Origin of the sequence: Sphingobium cupriresistens LL01 (genome assembly GCF_001046645.1) — a bacterium.
Classification (GTDB): domain Bacteria; phylum Pseudomonadota; class Alphaproteobacteria; order Sphingomonadales; family Sphingomonadaceae; genus Sphingobium; species Sphingobium cupriresistens.
In genome coordinates, this window is sequence record NZ_KQ130434.1 from 1,528,027 (window position 1) to 1,544,482 (window position 16,456).

20 protein-coding genes and 1 tRNA gene are annotated in these 16,456 nt (G+C 65.6%); 9 read left to right on the plus strand and 12 right to left on the minus strand.

The genetic code is table 11. The features are described 5' to 3' along the window. The first annotated feature begins 90 nt into the window (after positions 1-90). The gene (locus V473_RS07450) at positions 91-1,272 is read left to right on the plus strand and encodes a bifunctional 2-C-methyl-D-erythritol 4-phosphate cytidylyltransferase/2-C-methyl-D-erythritol 2,4-cyclodiphosphate synthase (protein ID WP_066602123.1); all 1,182 of its coding nucleotides are present in this window, start codon (positions 91-93) and stop codon (positions 1,270-1,272) included. Positions 1,273-1,276: 4 nt separating this feature from the next. Then, the gene (locus tag V473_RS07455) at positions 1,277-1,792 is read left to right on the plus strand and encodes a CinA family protein (RefSeq protein WP_066602125.1); all 516 of its coding nucleotides are present in this window, start codon (positions 1,277-1,279) and stop codon (positions 1,790-1,792) included. Here V473_RS07455 and V473_RS07460 read toward each other — a convergent pair. Both V473_RS07460 and lipA read right to left on the minus strand, forming a co-directional pair. Continuing rightward, positions 1,741-2,214: a type II toxin-antitoxin system RatA family toxin gene (locus V473_RS07460; protein ID WP_066602128.1), complete on the minus strand. Its 474-nt coding sequence runs from the start codon at positions 2,212-2,214 to the stop codon at positions 1,741-1,743. The genes V473_RS07455 and V473_RS07460 overlap by 52 nt on opposite strands. Before the next feature lie 7 nt (positions 2,215-2,221). Then, complete coding sequence (gene lipA, locus V473_RS07465) at positions 2,222-3,229, minus strand: lipoyl synthase (RefSeq protein WP_066602130.1); 1,008 nt, start codon at positions 3,227-3,229, stop codon at positions 2,222-2,224. Between the two features lie 8 nt (positions 3,230-3,237). Here lipA and V473_RS07470 point away from each other — a divergent pair, with 8 nt between their 5' ends. From V473_RS07470 to V473_RS07485, 4 genes are all read left to right on the plus strand, one after another. Further along, positions 3,238-3,876, plus strand: coding sequence for a carbonic anhydrase (locus V473_RS07470; protein ID WP_066602133.1), 639 nt, complete (start codon positions 3,238-3,240; stop codon positions 3,874-3,876). A 14-nt stretch (positions 3,877-3,890) separates the two neighbouring features. Beyond that, positions 3,891-4,718: an NYN domain-containing protein gene (locus tag V473_RS07475; protein ID WP_066605277.1), complete on the plus strand. Its 828-nt coding sequence runs from the start codon at positions 3,891-3,893 to the stop codon at positions 4,716-4,718. Continuing rightward, positions 4,718-4,999: an acylphosphatase gene (locus tag V473_RS07480; RefSeq protein WP_066602136.1), complete on the plus strand. Its 282-nt coding sequence runs from the start codon at positions 4,718-4,720 to the stop codon at positions 4,997-4,999. The genes V473_RS07475 and V473_RS07480 overlap by 1 nt, the downstream gene beginning before the upstream one ends. Positions 5,000-5,268: 269 nt before the next feature. Beyond that, positions 5,269-6,270 carry a cytochrome-c peroxidase gene (locus V473_RS07485; protein ID WP_066605279.1) on the plus strand — a complete coding sequence of 334 codons (1,002 nt, stop codon included), beginning with the start codon at positions 5,269-5,271 and terminating at the stop codon, positions 6,268-6,270. 228 nt (positions 6,271-6,498) lie between these two features. Here V473_RS07485 and ettA read toward each other — a convergent pair whose 3' ends face one another. Next, positions 6,499-8,184, minus strand: a complete 1,686-nt coding sequence (ettA, locus tag V473_RS07490) for an energy-dependent translational throttle protein EttA (protein ID WP_066602142.1) — start codon at positions 8,182-8,184, stop codon at positions 6,499-6,501. 99 nt (positions 8,185-8,283) lie between these two features. Here ettA and V473_RS07495 point away from each other — a divergent pair, with 99 nt between their 5' ends. The 3 genes from V473_RS07495 to V473_RS07505 all read left to right on the plus strand — a co-directional run bounded on the left by V473_RS07495 (position 8,284) and on the right by V473_RS07505 (position 10,374). Further along, positions 8,284-9,657 carry a M28 family peptidase gene (locus V473_RS07495; RefSeq protein ID WP_066602145.1) on the plus strand — a complete coding sequence of 458 codons (1,374 nt, stop codon included), beginning with the start codon at positions 8,284-8,286 and terminating at the stop codon, positions 9,655-9,657. Positions 9,658-9,812: 155 nt separating this feature from the next. Further along, positions 9,813-10,022 carry a hypothetical protein gene (locus tag V473_RS07500; protein WP_066605281.1) on the plus strand — a complete coding sequence of 70 codons (210 nt, stop codon included), beginning with the start codon at positions 9,813-9,815 and terminating at the stop codon, positions 10,020-10,022. 275 nt (positions 10,023-10,297) lie between these two features. Further along, positions 10,298-10,374 (plus strand) — tRNA-Pro (locus V473_RS07505). Positions 10,375-10,379: 5 nt separating this feature from the next. Here V473_RS07505 and V473_RS07510 read toward each other — a convergent pair. Genes V473_RS07510 through gspG form a run of 9 tightly spaced genes read right to left on the minus strand, consistent with a single transcriptional unit; the run spans position 10,380 to position 16,449 of the window. Then, the gene (locus V473_RS07510; protein WP_066602150.1) at positions 10,380-11,120 is read right to left on the minus strand and encodes a prepilin peptidase; all 741 of its coding nucleotides are present in this window, start codon (positions 11,118-11,120) and stop codon (positions 10,380-10,382) included. Next, positions 11,117-11,839 (minus strand): type II secretion system protein N, encoded by a 723-nt coding sequence (gene gspN, locus V473_RS07515; protein WP_066602152.1) that lies wholly within the window; start codon positions 11,837-11,839, stop codon positions 11,117-11,119. The genes V473_RS07510 and gspN overlap by 4 nt, the downstream gene beginning before the upstream one ends. Further along, positions 11,836-12,324, minus strand: a complete 489-nt coding sequence (gene gspM, locus V473_RS07520) for a type II secretion system protein GspM (RefSeq protein WP_066602154.1) — start codon at positions 12,322-12,324, stop codon at positions 11,836-11,838. The genes gspN and gspM overlap by 4 nt, the downstream gene beginning before the upstream one ends. After that, on the minus strand, positions 12,321-13,439 hold the full coding sequence (gspL, locus tag V473_RS07525) for a type II secretion system protein GspL (protein ID WP_066602161.1): 1,119 nt from the start codon (positions 13,437-13,439) through the stop codon (positions 12,321-12,323). The genes gspM and gspL overlap by 4 nt, the downstream gene beginning before the upstream one ends. After that, positions 13,436-14,422, minus strand: a complete 987-nt coding sequence (gspK, locus tag V473_RS07530; protein ID WP_066602163.1) for a type II secretion system minor pseudopilin GspK — start codon at positions 14,420-14,422, stop codon at positions 13,436-13,438. The genes gspL and gspK overlap by 4 nt, the downstream gene beginning before the upstream one ends. Continuing rightward, the gene (gene gspJ, locus V473_RS07535) at positions 14,415-15,125 is read right to left on the minus strand and encodes a type II secretion system minor pseudopilin GspJ (RefSeq protein WP_082679005.1); all 711 of its coding nucleotides are present in this window, start codon (positions 15,123-15,125) and stop codon (positions 14,415-14,417) included. Before gspJ ends, gspK begins: the two co-directional genes overlap by 8 nt. Further along, positions 15,125-15,496 carry a type II secretion system minor pseudopilin GspI gene (gene gspI / locus V473_RS07540; RefSeq protein ID WP_082679006.1) on the minus strand — a complete coding sequence of 124 codons (372 nt, stop codon included), beginning with the start codon at positions 15,494-15,496 and terminating at the stop codon, positions 15,125-15,127. Before gspI ends, gspJ begins: the two co-directional genes overlap by 1 nt. Next, the gene (locus V473_RS07545) at positions 15,489-15,953 is read right to left on the minus strand and encodes a GspH/FimT family pseudopilin (RefSeq protein WP_066602168.1); all 465 of its coding nucleotides are present in this window, start codon (positions 15,951-15,953) and stop codon (positions 15,489-15,491) included. The genes gspI and V473_RS07545 overlap by 8 nt, the downstream gene beginning before the upstream one ends. Next, positions 15,925-16,449 carry a type II secretion system major pseudopilin GspG gene (gene gspG / locus V473_RS07550; protein WP_066602170.1) on the minus strand — a complete coding sequence of 175 codons (525 nt, stop codon included), beginning with the start codon at positions 16,447-16,449 and terminating at the stop codon, positions 15,925-15,927. Before gspG ends, V473_RS07545 begins: the two co-directional genes overlap by 29 nt. Between the last annotated feature and the right edge of the window lie 7 nt (positions 16,450-16,456).

Sequence of the window (16,456 nt, forward strand, 5' to 3'; positions counted from 1 at the left end):
TTTTGATACTGCCTAAAAAACAGGCAGCCCTTAGCCGAAATTGCAGCGCGCGGCAAGGCGCGCCCCTTTCAGTCCGTCCCGCGACCCGCTATGCGACGCTGCATGACATCCAATAATAAGATCGTCGCGCTGATCGTCGCCGCGGGCCAGGGCAACCGGGCGGGAGGCGACACGCCCAAGCAATTCCGCCTGATCGCGGGCAAGGCCGTGCTGGCCCATGCCTATGATGCGCTGGCGGTCCACGGCGGGTTCGACGCGATCCATATCGTGCTGGGCGACGGCCAGGAAGGCATTGCGCGCGCCATATTAGGCGAACGAGCCGCATCGTTCGTGACCGGCGCGGACAGCCGGCGCGGATCGGTACGCGCGGGGCTGGAGGCGATCGCGGCGCAGGGCGGTGCGGACGCCGTGCTGATCCATGACGCCGCCCGCCCCTTCGTGCCCGGCGCGGTCATCGACCGGCTGCTGGCGGCGCTGGACGGCGGCACCGGGGCCATCCCCACCCTGCCGGTCGCTGACACGCTGATACGCGACGCGAGCGGGACCATGGGCGATGGGGTGGACCGGGGCGGGCTGCATCGCGTGCAGACGCCCCAAGCCTTCCGCTTCGACGCCATCATGGCGGCGCATCGGGCGTGGGACATCGCGCGGGAGGCGACCGACGATGCACAGATTTTGAAAGGCTGGGGCCATGACGTCATATTGGTGCAAGGCGATGAAAGGCTTGAGAAATTGACCTATCCCCAGGATTTCGCCCGCGCCGACGCGCAACTGGCGACGCCGCGTTCGACGCGCGTCGGCATGGGCTATGACGTCCATCGCCTTGCGCCCGACGAAGAGCTTTGGCTGGGGGGCGTATTGGTGCCGCACGATCGCGGATTGGCCGGGCATAGCGATGCTGATGTGGCGCTCCACGCGATCGTCGACGCGATGCTGGGGGCGCTGGCGGAGGGGGATATCGGCAGCCATTTTCCGCCGTCCGACCCGCAATGGCGCGGCGCGTCGTCGGACCGCTTCCTGGCCTATGCGCGCGATCGGGTGACGGCGCGGAACGGCAGGATCGAGCATATCGACCTGACCATCATCTGCGAAGCGCCCAAGATCGGCCCGCATCGCGACGCCATGCGCGCGCGGATCGCCGCGATATTGGCGGTGCCGGTCGACCGGGTCAGCGTGAAGGCGACGACGACCGAGCGGCTGGGCTTTGCCGGGCGGCGCGAAGGCATTGCCGCACAAGCGGTTGCCACCCTGTCCCTCCCCGCGCTATCCTGATCCCATGCCAGACACGATCCTGCCGGCCCAGTTGGTCGAACTCGCCGAAAAGGTCATCATCGCCAACCGTCGGGCCGGGCGCACGATCGCCGTGGCGGAAAGCTGCACTGGCGGGCTGGTGTCGGCCGCGCTGACGGAGATCGTCGGCTCCTCCGAAGTGTTCGAAGCCGGATTTATCACCTATTCCAATGACATGAAGGCGGAACTTCTGAAAGTTTCGCATGATGTGCTGGACACGTTCGGCGCGGTGTCGATCGCGACCGCCTGGGCGATGGCGCAGGGCGCGCTCAAGAAGAGCCACGCCCATGTCGCGGTCGCCATCACTGGTATCGCCGGACCAGGCGGCGGCAGCGAGCAGAAGCCGGTCGGCACCGTGGTCTTCGCCCGCGCCGAACGCGGCGCCGCGGCCGACAAGGTTGTCGCCGACATGCGCCATTTCGAGAATGATGGCCGGGGCGGCGTGCGACTTCAGGCGGCGCTATGCGCGCTGGAACTGCTGCTGCCCGATTCGCCCGCATAAAGTTGCGCGGCGCGGGTTTCGAACGCGCCGATCATCTTGCGCAGCGCCTTGTCGAAAAACTGGCCGGCCAGCATTTCGAACAGCCGGTTCTTGAATTCGAACTCGACCTCGAAATCGACCAGCACCCCGCCCTGCCCGTCGTCGCGGAAACGCCATTCATTGTGGAGATGCTTTAGCGGCCCGTCGAGATAATCGACCCGGACATGATCGGGCCGATGTTTGACGACGCGGGAGGTGAAGCTCTCCTTCACCCCCTTGAAGCCGACGATCATGTCGGCCACCATCTCCGTATCACTGTCGGACCGAACGCGGATCGCGCTGATCCAGGGCAGGAATTGCGGATAGGCGGCGACGTCCGACACCAGGTCGAACATCTGCGTCGGCGTATAGGGAAGGTGCCGCGTTTCTTCATGCTTGGGCATCTGGACGTCAGGCCTTCACCGCCGCCTTGGCCAGTTTGGCCTCCCGCGCGGCGCGCATTTCCGCGAAATCCTTGCCCGCATGATAGCTCGACCGGGTCAGCGGCGACGATGCGACCTGGAGGAAGCCCTTCGCCCGCGCGATGCCCGCATAGGCGGTGAACGCCGCCGGGGTGACGAAGTCGATCACCTTGGCATGTTTGGGCGTGGGTTGCAGATATTGGCCCATGGTCAGGAAATCGATGTCGGCCGACCGCATGTCGTCCATCACTTGATGCACCTCCAGCCGCTCCTCGCCCAGGCCCAGCATGATGCCGGATTTGGTGAAGATCGAAGGGTCGAGCTTCTTGACCGACTCCAACAGGCGCAGCGACGCATAATAACGCGCACCGGGGCGGATGGTGGGGTACAGGCGGGGCACGGTTTCCAGATTGTGATTATAGACGTCCGGCCGGGCGGCGACGATCATTGCGACGGCGCGCTCATGCTTGTTGCGGAAGTCGGGCGTCAGAATTTCGATAGTCGTGTCGGGCGTCGTGCGGCGCAGCGCCTCGATCACCTTGACGAATTGCGATGCGCCGCCGTCGGGCAGGTCGTCGCGGTCGACCGAGGTGATGACGATATGTTCCAGCCCCATTTCGGCGCAGGCGTCCGCCAGATTCTGCGGTTCGTTGACATCAACCTTCCGCGGCATCCCGGTCTTGACGTTGCAAAAGGCGCAGGCGCGGGTGCAGACATCGCCCAGGATCATCACCGTGGCGTGCTTCTTGGTCCAACATTCCCCGATATTGGGGCAGGCCGCTTCCTCGCACACGGTATTGAGGCCCTTGTCGCGCATCAGCTTGCGCGTTTCATGATAGGCCGGGCTGGTCGGCGCCTTGACGCGAATCCAGTCGGGCTTGCGGGCGCGTTCCGGGCTGGCGGGCTGACCGGGCATGGGGATCGGGCTGATGTCGTTCATGCGCCCCAGATAGCGATGCAAGGCCGCTCTTGCCAGTCCCCTATTTGTGCGGCACATCCCCGTCCATGACTGATTTTACCGACATGCTCGATGGCTATCGCCGTTTCCGCGACACCGGCTGGAACCAGCAGCGCGCGCGATGGGACGAATTGAACGAGGGCCAAGCGCCCAGGGTGATGGTGATCGCCTGTTCTGACAGCCGGGTCGACCCGGCGCAGATTTTCGACACCAGCCCCGGCGAGATTTTCGTGGTGCGCAACGTCGCCGCGCTGGTGCCGCCATTCGAAACGGCGCCGGGCCATCATGGCGTGTCCGCCGCGCTGGAATTCGCTGTCCAGGTGCTGAAAGTCGGCGAGATCGTCGTCATGGGCCATGGCAAATGCGGGGGGTGCAAGGCGGCCCTCAGCCAGGATCTGAAGGACGCGCCGCCGGGCGAAGGCGGCTTCATCCATAATTGGATCGAATTGCTGGACGACGCCCGCGATGTCGTGATCGGCCAATATGGCGAGCAGCGTGACCGGGACGTCGAACGGGCGATGGAGCAGGAAGCGGTGAAGGTCAGCCTGGCCAACCTGCGCACCTTCCCCTGCGTCCGATCGAAGGAGCGCAAGGGCGAATTGAAGCTGGTCGGCAGCTTTTTCGCCATCGCCGACGGCGTGCTGAATATCTTGGACGAGGATAGCGGCGCCTTCTCGCCCGCATGAAGGGAGCAGGCGGCATGGCTTTTTTACAGGAAGGCCGGGGCAATATCGCCCTGCTGATCGATGCGGACAATGCGTCGGCGGCGCATTTCGATTCGGTCATGACCGTTCTGGCGGAGTTGGGCACGGTCAATATCCGCCGCGCTTATGGCAATTGGAGCAAGACGACGCTCAAGACCTGGGCCGCCCTGTCGGTCGCGCACGCGATCGAGCCGCAACAGCAGTTCGACCTGACCAAGGGCAAGAACGCCACCGACATGAAGATGACGATCGACGCCATGGACCTGATGGCGTCGGGTCGGGTCGACGGGTTCGGCCTGATGTCCAGCGACAGCGATTTTACGCCGCTGGCCACCCGCATCCGGCAGCAGGGCATTCCGGTCTATGGCTTTGGGTCGGCGAACGCGCCCGAAGGCTTCCGCCGCGCCTGCACAAGGTTCCTGAATGTCGCGGCGCTGAAGCCCGCCGAAGTGCCGGTGGTGGCCAAGGCTGCGGTCAAGGCCGTAGCCCCGGCCAAGGCTGCGCAGACCAAGACGACCACGCAGCAGGCGACGTCCGCCAAGGCCGCCGTTGCGCCCGCCGCGCCTGCGCCCGCCATCCCGGCCCCCAGCAAGGCGGTGGATGCCGAGGTCATTCGCCTGCTGATCGACGCCTATGACGAAGCGAAGCGCGACGAGCGCGGCTTCGTGGCGCTGGGGCCGGTCGGCCAGCGGGTGGGCAACCGCTCCAGCTTCGACGTGCGCAACTATGGTTTCAAGCGCCTGTCCGACCTGGTCGCGGCCATCCCCAATTTCATCACCGAAGTCCGTGAAGGCGGGCAGACCTGGATCAAGCGGGTCAAGTGATGCCGCAAGTGGCGCGTCACCTGATGATCCATGGCCGGGTCCAGGGCGTCTGGTATCGCGCCTGGACGGTCGAAACGGCGCGCGGGCTGGGGCTGGCAGGCTGGGTCCGCAACCGCACGGACGGCTGCGTCGAGGCGCTGGTGGAGGGCGAGGCGGCGGCGGTGGCGCGGTTTGTCGCACTGGCGCAGGATGGGCCAACGGCGGCGAAGGTGGCGCGGATTGATGTCGTCGAGGTGGGCGTTGAGGGGCTGAGCGGGTTCGAGAAGCGGGGGACGGTTTGAGGGGGACGGGTGGTGATTGGATACCAGAAGCGGACCTTGTCCCCGCTCGCGGGAGGGGCATGTCTTGTTTCCACCCTGTTCGTCATTCCAGCGAAAGCGGGAAGCCATCTCCCCCGCTCGCAACAAGCTGGAAAGGCGGAAGATGGATCCCCGCATTCGCGGGGATGACGGCATCGAAATAGTACTTCCGCAATCCACCCCTCCCCCTTGCCCTCCCCCTGCGGATACGCCAGCGTTCGTTCGTCGTGCGCGGGACAGGGGGAATGGCCATGCGGCTTGGCATAGCAGGGATCATCGGCGCGGTCGTGCTGGCATCCGGCGCCATGGGTGCGCGGGCGGACTGGCGCTGGCCCAGCTTTCCGGCAGGAGTAAGCGCCCCTGCCCTGCCCGCCGAAAATGGCATGAGCGCGGCGAAGGTCGCGCTGGGCCGCCGCCTCTTCTACGATCGCGCGCTCTCGCATGACGGCAGCATGGCCTGCGCCGATTGCCACCAACAGGCGCGCGGCTTTACCGATGGCCTGCCCACCCATGTCGGCGTGACCGGCGACATGGGCGTGCGCAATGTGCCGGGGCTGGCCAATGTCGCCTGGCGCAGCGGCCTGACCTGGACCGATGCGGGCATCACCACGCTGGAAGCGCAGGCGATGGTGCCGATGACCGGGACCAAGCCGGTGGAAATGGGCATGGCCGGTCGCGATGGCGACCTGGCCGCGCGGCTGGACGCCGATCCCTGCTATCGCCGTATGTTCGCGCAGGCCTTTCCCGGCGCGAAGGGGGCCACGGATTTCGCCAGGGTGACGGCGGCGCTGGGCGCGTTCCAGCGGACCATGATTTCATTCGGCAGCGCCTATGATCGCAGTTCGCTGACGCCGCTGGCCGCAAAGGGCGCGGCGCAGTTCAAGGCGTCGGGCTGCGCATCCTGCCATAGCGGCGCGGACCTGACCGATGGCAAGGTCCATTATGTCGGGACCGCGGCACCGCGCGAATCGGACGATCCGGCCTATGGGGGCAAACCGCCGCCGCCCGGTTTCGAGCCGCCACCCGAACAGTTCCGCACTCCGTCGCTGCGCAATGTCGCGGTCACCGGGCCATGGCTGCACGATGGCAAGGCCGACAGCATCGACGGCGCGATTCGCCGCCATGCCGCCGCGCATCTGACCGGAATCGACATGCCCGCGATGCTGGCGTTTCTCGATGCGCTGACCGATCGGGATTTTCTGAAGGATCCGGCGCTGGGGCCACCGCCTGCTGGTTGCCCGGTTCCGGCCTAATTCGGCTTAGCGCAACTTGCTCCTACCTGCGCGAGAGCAGGCCGAGATTAGGTGCATGACAACAAAAAAGGGCCGGTCCGAAGACCAGCCCGTAAAGTTTTAGGAGAGGATGCCTGAAAGGCCCGCTCTCTATGAAATGTTAGCGCCACCAATCGCAAGTGCGAACGGCGGCGCCCCGGTTGCAAATATCGCAATCATATGACCGTCGCGACCCCTGGCGGCATATGTTCAACGCGTCAGCTTCTTGTACGCCAGCGCAGTTGGCCGATCGGCGGCGTCGCCCAGGCGCCGCCGCTTGTCTTCTTCATAAGCTTCGAAATTGCCTTCGAACCATTCGACATGGCTGTTGCCTTCGAAGGCCAGGATGTGCGTGGCCAGACGGTCGAGGAAGAAGCGGTCATGGCTGATGACCACGGCGCAACCGGCGAAATTCTCGATCGCTTCTTCCAGCGCGCCCAGCGTTTCGACGTCCAGATCGTTGGTCGGCTCGTCGAGCAGCAGCACGTTGCCGCCCTTTTTCAGCATTTTGGCGATGTGGACGCGATTGCGTTCACCGCCCGACAGCTTGCCTACATTCTTCTGCTGGTCCTGCCCCTTGAAGTTGAAGGCGCCGACATAGGCCCGCGTTGACATGTCGTGGCCGTTGACCTTCACATAATCGAGACCGTCGGACACTTCTTCCCAGACATTCTTCGACCCGTCGAGATGATCGCGGCTCTGGTCGACAAAGCCCAAACGCACAGTCGAACCGATGTCGATTTCACCGGAATCAGGAGTTTCCTGGCCCGTTATCAGCTTGAACAGGGTGGATTTACCAGCGCCGTTCGGACCAATCACGCCGACGATGCCACCCGGCGGCAGCAGGAAGGACAGATCCTCGAACAGCAGCTTGTCGCCGAATGCCTTGCTGATATTCTTGAACTCGATCACCTTGCCGCCCAGACGCTCCGGCACCTGGATGACGATCTGCGCTTTGCCAGGCGAACGGTTATTCTGGCCGGCAACCAGTTCCTCGAACTTCTTGATACGCGCCTTGGACTTGGTCTGGCGGCCCTTGGTCCCCTGACGAATCCATTCCAGTTCGTCGTTGATCGCCTTCTGGCGGCCCGTGGCTTCCCGGTCCTCCTGCTCCAGACGCTTGGCCTTCTTCTCCAGATAGGTGGAATAATTGCCTTCGTAAGGGAAATATTTTCCGCGATCGAGTTCCAGAATCCAGCCCACGACATTGTCGAGGAAATAGCGGTCATGGGTAATCATCAGGACGGAACCGGCATATTCCTTCAGGTGATTTTCCAGCCAGGTCACGCTTTCGGCGTCTAGATGGTTGGTCGGTTCGTCGAGCAGCAATATGTCAGGCTTCTGGATCAGCAGGCGGGTGAGCGCGATGCGGCGTTTTTCACCGCCCGACAGACTTTCGACCGACCAGTCCGACGGCGGGCAGCGCAGCGCTTCCATCGCCAGTTCAAGCTGGCTGTCGAGCGACCAGCCGTCGACCGCGTCGATCTGCTCCTGCAATGTGCCCATTTCCTCCATCAGGGCGTCGAAATCGACGTCCTCCGGCGGATCGCCCATGATGGTGCTGATTTCATTGAAACGATCCAGCTTGTCCGCCGTCTCGCGCGCGCCGTCCTTCACGTTTTCGAGCACCGTCTTGTTCGGGTCGAGCTGCGGCTCCTGCGGCAGATAGCCGACGCTGATATTTTCGCCCGGCCAGGCTTCGCCGGAAAAGTCGGTGTCGATACCAGCCATGATCTTGATGAGCGTGGATTTACCCGCGCCGTTCGGGCCGACGATGCCGATCTTGGACCCGCGGTAGAATTGCAGGTTGATATTGCTCAACACCGGCTTGGCCGCGCCGGGGAAGGTCTTCGTCATGCTCTTCATGACATAGGCATATTGCGAGGAGGCGGACATGTTCGGGCAGCTCCAACGGTAGGATAAGAGGATTTGGCGCGGAGTTAGCGGAGGCGGGACGCATTGGCAAATGGGTGATGGCCCGCTACGCTTCCACCCATGCAGAAAATCCGATCGGGCACGCTCGCCGCCCTCCTCCTTGGCAGCATCTTCACCCCCGCCCTGTCCCACGCCGCCCCGGCGGACAGCGCCGCGATTCGCGATGCGGCGCTGAAGGACGATGTCGCCTTCGCCTTTGCCGAAGGGCTGACGACCGAAGTCGGTCCCCGCCCCGCCGGCACGCCACAGGAAGCGCGCGCGCGCGATTGGGCAGTGGCGAAATTGAAGGCGCTGGGCTTTTCCAACGTACGGGCCGAAGCCTATACCATGCCCGTCTGGGTGCGCGGCCATGATGAGGCGCGCATCCTCTTCCCCTTTCCGCAAAATCTGGTGCTGGCCGCGCTGGGCAACAGCGGATCGACCACGGACGAGGGGATAGAAGGTGAAGTCGTCTATTTCCCCACCATCGCCGATCTGGAAGCTGCGCCCGCCGCCAGGGTGAAGGGAAAGATCGCCTTCGTCAGCCACGGAATGGAAGCGACGCAGGACGGCTCCTCCTACGGCTATTTCGGCGCAGCGCGGCGGCAGGGACCAAGCATCGCATCGAAAAAGGGCGCGATCGCCATACTGATTCGGTCGATCGGCACCGATCATCATCGTGTGCCGCATACCGGCGTGCAGATGTGGGCCGACGGCGTGACGCCGATCCCGGCCGCCGCGCTGACCGTGCCGGACGCCGAACAGCTCGCCCGCGTGATCGCGCGCGGCCAGCCGGTGAAGGTGCATCTGACGCTGACGTCCAAAATGTTGAAGGACCAGCCATCGGGCAATGTCATCGCCGAAATCCCCGGCAGCGATCCGGCAGCCGGGGTCGTCGTGGCCGCTTGTCACCTCGACAGTTGGGACCAGGGAACCGGCGCGATAGATGACGCCACCGGATGCGGCATCGCGGCGGCATCCGCCTTGCAGGTGGCAAAGGCGGGCCAGCCCCGGCGAACCATCCGCGTCCTGATGGCGGGCGCCGAAGAAGTCGGCGGCGATGGCGCCCGCGCCTATTTCAAGGCGCACGGGACCGAAAAACACGCCCTCGCCATCGAATCGGATTTCGGCGCGGACCGGGTGTGGCGCGTGGATTTCAAATTGCCGCAAGGGCATGAAGCGCTGGTCAGGCGGATAGCCGCCGCACTCGCGCCGCTGGGCGTGGGGGCCAGCGGGCAGGAGGCGGGCGGCGGGGCCGATATCGCACCGCTGGTAAAGGCTGGGGCGCCGGTTATCGACCTGCAACAGGACGGTACGCGCTATTTCGACCTGCACCACACGCCCGACGATACGCTGGACAAGGTCGATCCGGTTCAGTTGCAGCAGAATGTCGCAGCCTGGGCGCTGACGCTGGAGGCCATCGCCAATGCAACAGAATCCATGGGCGTTAACTGAACTTTTATAGTAGACAACGCTCTGTCGCGTGATTCCTTCGTTTCACCGGCGCAGAAAAGCATTGATTTGTGCATCGCACACGTTAATGCGGGTCGCTCGCGTAGGGTCACATGTAAAGTGCCTGACGCGGCAAAATGCTATGGGAGCCGTACACAATGAAGAAGATCGCTGCTGTTTTCGCTTCGGCCAGCCTGATGGCCCTCGCCGCTTGCGGTGAGAAGCCGGCCAACGAGACCGCGAACGCTTCGAACGCCGTCGTCGAAAACGTTGTTGAGAACGCGATGAACGCTTCGGACAACGCCATGAACGCCGCGAATGTGGCTGAAAACGCCGCTAACGCTGTGAACGCTGCGAACGCGATGTAATCTTCGCATTTGCGAGATTCTCGAAGGGCGGGCCTTAATGGTCCGCCCTTTTTGTTTGTGCCGATGCGATCTGGAACGAGCGCCTGACGGAACATCCATGGCTCTCCGCCGCTTTTATGGCCGACGACAAGGGAGAGATCGACATGGGCAAGGGCATATTGTTGTGGCTGCTGGGCGTGCCAATTCCCATCATTCTGCTTTTGTGGCTTTTCTTCCACTGACGGGGCGATGGCGATTGACGGGACGCGCATTCCCCCGCTAAGGCCGCCGCTCGTCGGGGAGTAGCGCAGTCTGGTAGCGCGCCTGCTTTGGGAGCAGGATGTCGCAGGTTCGAATCCTGTCTCCCCGACCACTCACTTAAAATATGCGCAGGACGATGATCCACGCGGGCAGCGCCGCCAGCGCCAGAAAGGCGCCAAAAGGCACGCGCGCGGTGCGGCTTTTCGCCCGTCCGCTGACCAGCATCACCGCCAGCCCCAGCATCGATGCGATCAGCAGGATGAAAGGCAGCGCCTGCCAGCCGAACCAGGCGCCCAGCGCGCCCAGCAGCTTGGCGTCGCCCAGCCCCAGCCCATCACGCCCCCGCAATGCGCGATAGCCCAGCGATATGGCCAGTAATGCGCCATAGCCGATCACCGCGCCAGTGATACGGTCGATCAGGATGACGTCGGTGGCCCACAGACCGATGGTGAGGCCAAGGAACGCCAAGGGCAGCGTCAGCGCGTCAGGCAACCAGAAATGCCGCCAGTCGAGGATCGCCAGCGTCAGTAGCGTCCAGCCGAGCAGCGCCCAGCCGATCCCGCCTATGTCCGGCATCCCGCCGATCGCCAGCGCGCCGATGATCGCGCATCCCGCCTCCACCCGCCCATGCAGCGGATCGATGCGGGCGCCACAGGTGCGACAGCGGCCGCGCTGGACCATCGCGCTGAACAGAGGGATCAGGTCGCGCGCCGCCAGCGTCCGGCTGCAGCCGTCGCAGGCCGATCGCCCGCGCGCCACGCCGCGCCCCTGCGGCCAGCGCAGGATCAGCGTGGCGAGGAAACTGCCCAGGATCGCGCCGACCAGCGCGCCGGCCAGCGCCGTGACCGGCTGAATCACAGGGTCCCTTCGACCTTGAGCAGCTGAGCGTTGCCCACGCCCGCGAAACCGGCCTGGCCCAAAGTCGCGGCCAGCGCCGGGTCGGCGGTTTCGATCCGCATTTCGGCCGTATAGCGGCCCGATCGCCAGATGCGCAGGCTGATCTTCTCCATGCCCGACTGGCTGACCAGCGGCAGCAGCAGCGCGTCGCCATCACAAACGACGACGCCCGACAGCCCCTGCGTCAGATTGAGGCCGGGGAATTGCCCCGCCATGCGCGCGCGCACGCGCCCTTTGGCATGGCCGCAGCGATCGCCCGCATAATAGGCGCTGACATCCTCCAGCATCAGGCTGCCGACCGGCAGCGGCGCGAAAGTGCGGCCGAGCGGCACCGCGCCGGTGACGTCATCCACGCCGATCCGGCCGAAGCCGACCGTCAAGGCGCCCTGGACATCATCCGCCAGCCCCTTTGTCCGGCCAATGTCGAATCGCGCCCGACCCGCAAGCAGGGAAACCGGCGACAGTCCGGCACGCACGCTGCCGAGCGGCATATTGCCCAGCATCAACTGGTCGATCCGCCCGCTCCATACCGTGCCGCGCACTTCCCGTGCGGCGACGCCCAGCCGCTCCAGCCCGGCCAGGCCCAGCGCGACCCGCATCGGCAGGAACAGCAGCAAGCCCAACGCCAGCATTATCAGCAGGATGATCCGCATCCGGCGAGACAGGGACAGGCCCATCATTGTCCGTCTCCCCGCACCAGCACGGCCTGCACCGAGACGCTGCCCACGGTGGGCGATGGCCGCGCGGTCATCGTTTCTACCCGGACCCCCTGCGCCTCCAGCGCGGCGAGCCAGGAAAAGAGCGCGACTGGACGCACCGATGCTATGGCGATGTCGATCCGGTCGCCGCCCTGCGCCTGCGCCCGTTCCAGCGTCAGCCCGGCCTCGCCCGCGCTCTGGCCGACAAACTGATCGACCGGGGTGACCGGCCCCGTGGCGGCGGCGTTGCGTGGCAACGCCTTGAGCTGCTTCACCGCAGCGCGCACCGCCGCGTTGCGATCGGTCGCTTCATTGAGCGTATCGCGCGCGCTGCGTTGCGCCCGGTCCAGCGGCATGGCGATGCCAAACCACAGGATCACGACCGCCAACAGCGCGAACATGACGCCCAGCATCCATTGTTCGCGGGGCGATCGTTCCGACCAATATGCGCCTAATCCTTCCATCATGACCGCACCGTGATATCTGCCAGCGTCCGCCCGCCCGGTTCCTGGGACGGGGTCGCCGTGATCGTGAAACCGGCCGCCTGCAACGCCAGCAGCACGATGTTGATGTCGTCTGCCTTGGCCGCGGCCAGGGTCGCGCGGACCATGCCGTCGGGATCGCGCGATAGGCTGGTCAGGGCGACGCCCGGCGCATCCTGCATGGCCGCCAGCAATCCGGCCACTGGCGCGGTGAAGGCGCGTCCGCCCGCGCCCCGCGCGGCGAGCTTGCCCTCCATTTCCGTCAGCGCCTGCACCGCGTCGGTGGCACCGGGCGTCACCTGCTGCGCCAGCGCCAGGCTTTCGCGGTCCAGCCGGCTCGCTTCCATATGCTGCTTGGCGATGCCGATCAGGGCGATGGCGAGGCTCACGAACAGGATCAGCCCGCTCCACAGCGCGATGCGGCCGATCATGCGACGGTCCAGCGCGCGGCGGACGCGCTTGGCGAAATCACCCTGCCGCAGATCGAGCGGCGGCGCGTCCAGAGCGGCGATCGCCCGCCCTTCGATCAACCCCGGCGACACGTCGATGATCGGCGCGTCGGCGATCAGTGCCGGCAACGCCATATCGCCGGTGAGCGCCATGTCGATGCCGCGCAATACCGCCTCGCCCGCGATCAGGCCGCGGGTGAAACCGCTCTCCGGCTCCGGCAGCAGCAAAGGGGCCGGCACGATGATGTCCGGGTCCAGCCCATGATGTTGCGCCCAAAGCAGCCAGTGCTGCATATCGGCGCGGCTCGCCACCGCGACGATATGCGGGCGGGCGGGGTCTTCATTGACGTCGGTCGCAGCGAACAACTGGTCGGACGGGACAAGCCCACCGGCGAGTGCCGCCAGCCGTGCCGCCGCGCGCCCCTGCCGCACCGGCAGGTCGGGATAGTCCGTCCAATACAACGTCACCAGCGCGGCTGGCGGCGCCAGCATGACCCGCGCCTGATCGGGCAGCGCGGCGATGCCGCAGGCTGCCAGCCAGTTCGCGCCCACGCCTGACTGGACCAGCGCGCCGTCCACCACCCGCATCCAGTGCGGCTCCGCCTCGGCCGCTTCGGCCAGGAAGACGATCAGAGCGTCGCGGCTGTTCATGCCCCCGCCCCCCAGCTGCGCCGCACCACGACGGCGGGGCTTTCCCGCGCGTCGATCAGCGCCCGCTCCACCACCTGCGTTCCCCCGACATCCACCGACACGTCCACTCCGAAAAATCCCGTCGTCAATTTCACCTGTTCCTGCACCTCGGTCATCGGCGACAGCCCGGCGAGCGAGGGCAAGGCCCAGAATTGCACCGTGCTGCCGTAGCCGTCCGCTGGCCGCTGCGCCAGCAGTTGCCGCGCCTGGCCGACGCTCAATTGTCCCGGTATCAGCATGGCGAACAACGGGGCCTGGTCGGGCAGCAGCGTATTGATGTTGATCGGCGACAGGGTGGTGACAGGCAAGGCGCAAATCCAGGGCCGGGCCAGATCATAGATTGCCGGGCTGATGCCGGCGACTGCGCGCAATTCGCTGGCATCCACCATCATGCGGTTGGCTGCGCGATAGGGCCGCTCCATCCGCGCATAGCTCTCATCCTCCGCGCCGCCGGGCTGGGGAGCGCTGTCGGTGTCGATCCAGTCGGCCAGGGAAGCCGCGGCACCCTGCGCCTGCCGCGCATCCACGCCCAGCGCCTGCAACAGGCCCTGAAACTGGCTGACGCCGATCGGGCGGACTTTCAGGTTCGCCTCATTCTCGCCATTGACGACGCTGTTGAGGTTGAAGCAATTGCCCGCATCCGTCACCCGCGCTGTGGCGATGCCGCCGGGCACCGGGATGTTTTGCGGCGTGCCCATCCATCCGCCCGCCAGCGTGATCTTCGCCGGGTTGGAAGCGGTCAGGTCGGCGATGCGCAGCCGCGCTATCTCGGTCGCGGCATCGGCATAGGCGCGCCCCTGATCGACCGCGCCGCCATTGCCGGTCATCCGCGTCGCGAGCGCGACCCGCTCCAGCGCGGTCGCCGCGACCACGGCCATGACCGCCACCAGCAGCAGCACGGTCAGCAACGCGGCGCCCCGTTCATTTGGGCGGGGGTCAGGCACCGGGTGCGACCTCCAGCTTTTCGACCGGACCGGGCGCGACCTGAAAGCGCAGCATGACCGGCGGTTCGCCTGTGCGCGTCACCGTCATTTCGACCGCGCGGGGCAACAGGTCGGGCTGGGTCGGGGTCCAATCTTCCCGCCACTTGCCCTCCGCATCGCGGAAACGCAGCAATACCGCCTCGACATGCTCCAGCAACGCGGCCGGATCATCGCCCGCCGCGCCGTCGAGCTGGGCGTAAGTGCGTCGTTCCAGCCGCCCCTGCCGCACCCAATATTCGACCTTCTGCAAGGATGGCCGGGGCAACTCGCCCAGATTGTCCCAGCCGCCGCGCACGAACTGCATCACCGGCTGGCTCTCGCCCTCGTCATGCGCCCAGAAGGCGGGCGCCAGGGTGCCGGCCTCGGTCCGCGTGATACGCGGCACCGCCTGCCCCAGGTCGCCGGCCAGCGCCCCGCCCGCGCGCTGCACGGCCGCCATATCGTCCAGCCGCGCCTTGATTTGCGCCTGCGCCGAAACGCTGTTGCCCAACAGCAGCACACCCGCCCCCGCCAGCAGGGCAAAAATCATCAGGGCGACGAGCAGCTCGATCAGCGTGAAGCCGTGTTCGGCGGAACGCCCGGAAAGCGTGAAGCCCTGTTCGGCGGAACGCCCGGAAAGCGTGAAGCCGTCCTCACGCTCGAACGGGGGTTGGAAGCGCGCCATCACTCGACCGTCCGCACGAAGCTGAGCACCACCGGCGACGCGCCCGGCTGGCCATCGACGGTCAGATCGACCTGCAACAGCCGCGCGTCGTCGGTCGGCTTGACGGTCCGGCTCCAGTGCCAGCGCCGCCCGCCATTGTCGACGTCGCCAGCCTCCTCGCCCACCGAAGGCGGAATCGGATCGGTCTGCACGTCAACCATCAGGTTGCGCGCGACGATCTGGCCCAGCGCCTTGCTGTCGAGATCGGCGGCGGTGCGCAGCGTCACGCCCTGCAACCGCACCAGCGCCAGCGCGGCCAGGCTGAACACCGCCAGCGCGACCAGCATTTCGAGGAGCGTAAAGCCCTCGTCATTATGTCTTCCATCACCCACCGACCAGAACCTTCCCCGCCATGTCGACCATCACCGACACCCGCTCGCCTTCGCGCGCCAGGGTGACAGTCAAAGGATCGGTCGGCAGGCCGGTGCCGTCGAAGGCGATCTGCTGGCGGCCATCCTTGCCGACCAGGGCGCGGGTGCCGCCTTTCCAGTTGGCGGTGACGAAGGGCTTGTCCTCAATGCCCACCCATTGCCCCGCCTCGCGGCGCTGGAAACCATAGCCGGATGCCGACACCCACAGGCCCATCGGACGCGCAGTGACGACCGCTTCGTCGCGCGCGGCGGCAACGCGCGCGGCAAAGCGGTCGGCATCCTCGATCACGCGCCCGCGCGGATCGGGGATGGCGAGCACGACGGCCGCCGAAATGAAGCCGATGATCGTCAGCACGACCATCAGCTCCAGCAGGGTGAAACCGCTCTCTTCAGAGTTCGCTGGAATAGATGTCCGCATTTTCGCTCTCGCCGCCCGGCTGGCCATCCGCGCCCAGCGAACTGATGTCGAACGCGCCCTTGCGGCCCGGCACGGTGTAGACATAGGCGCGGCCCCACGGATCGTCGGGCAGCTTCTTGATATAGCCGCCGCGGCGATAGCGCTGCGGCTGCGCCAGCGAGGCGGGGGGGGTGAGCAAGGCTTGCAACCCGTCCGATCCCGCCGGGTAGGTCAGGTTATCGAGCCGATATTGCTCCAGCGCCTGTTCGATGGTGGCGATGTCGGCCTTCGCCTTTTCGACGCGAGCCGTATCGGTCGCAGGGATGACATTGATCGCCACGATCGTCGCCAGCAGGCCGATGATGACGATGACGACCATCAGTTCGACCAGCGTGAAGCCGGCTTCACCGGACGTCTCGTCTCCGTTCGCCCTGAGCTTGTCGAAGGGCTTTTCTTTTGCTTTGAAGCCAGAGAGGGCTTCGACAAGCTCAGCCCGAACGGATTTTAGATTGAACATATTCAAC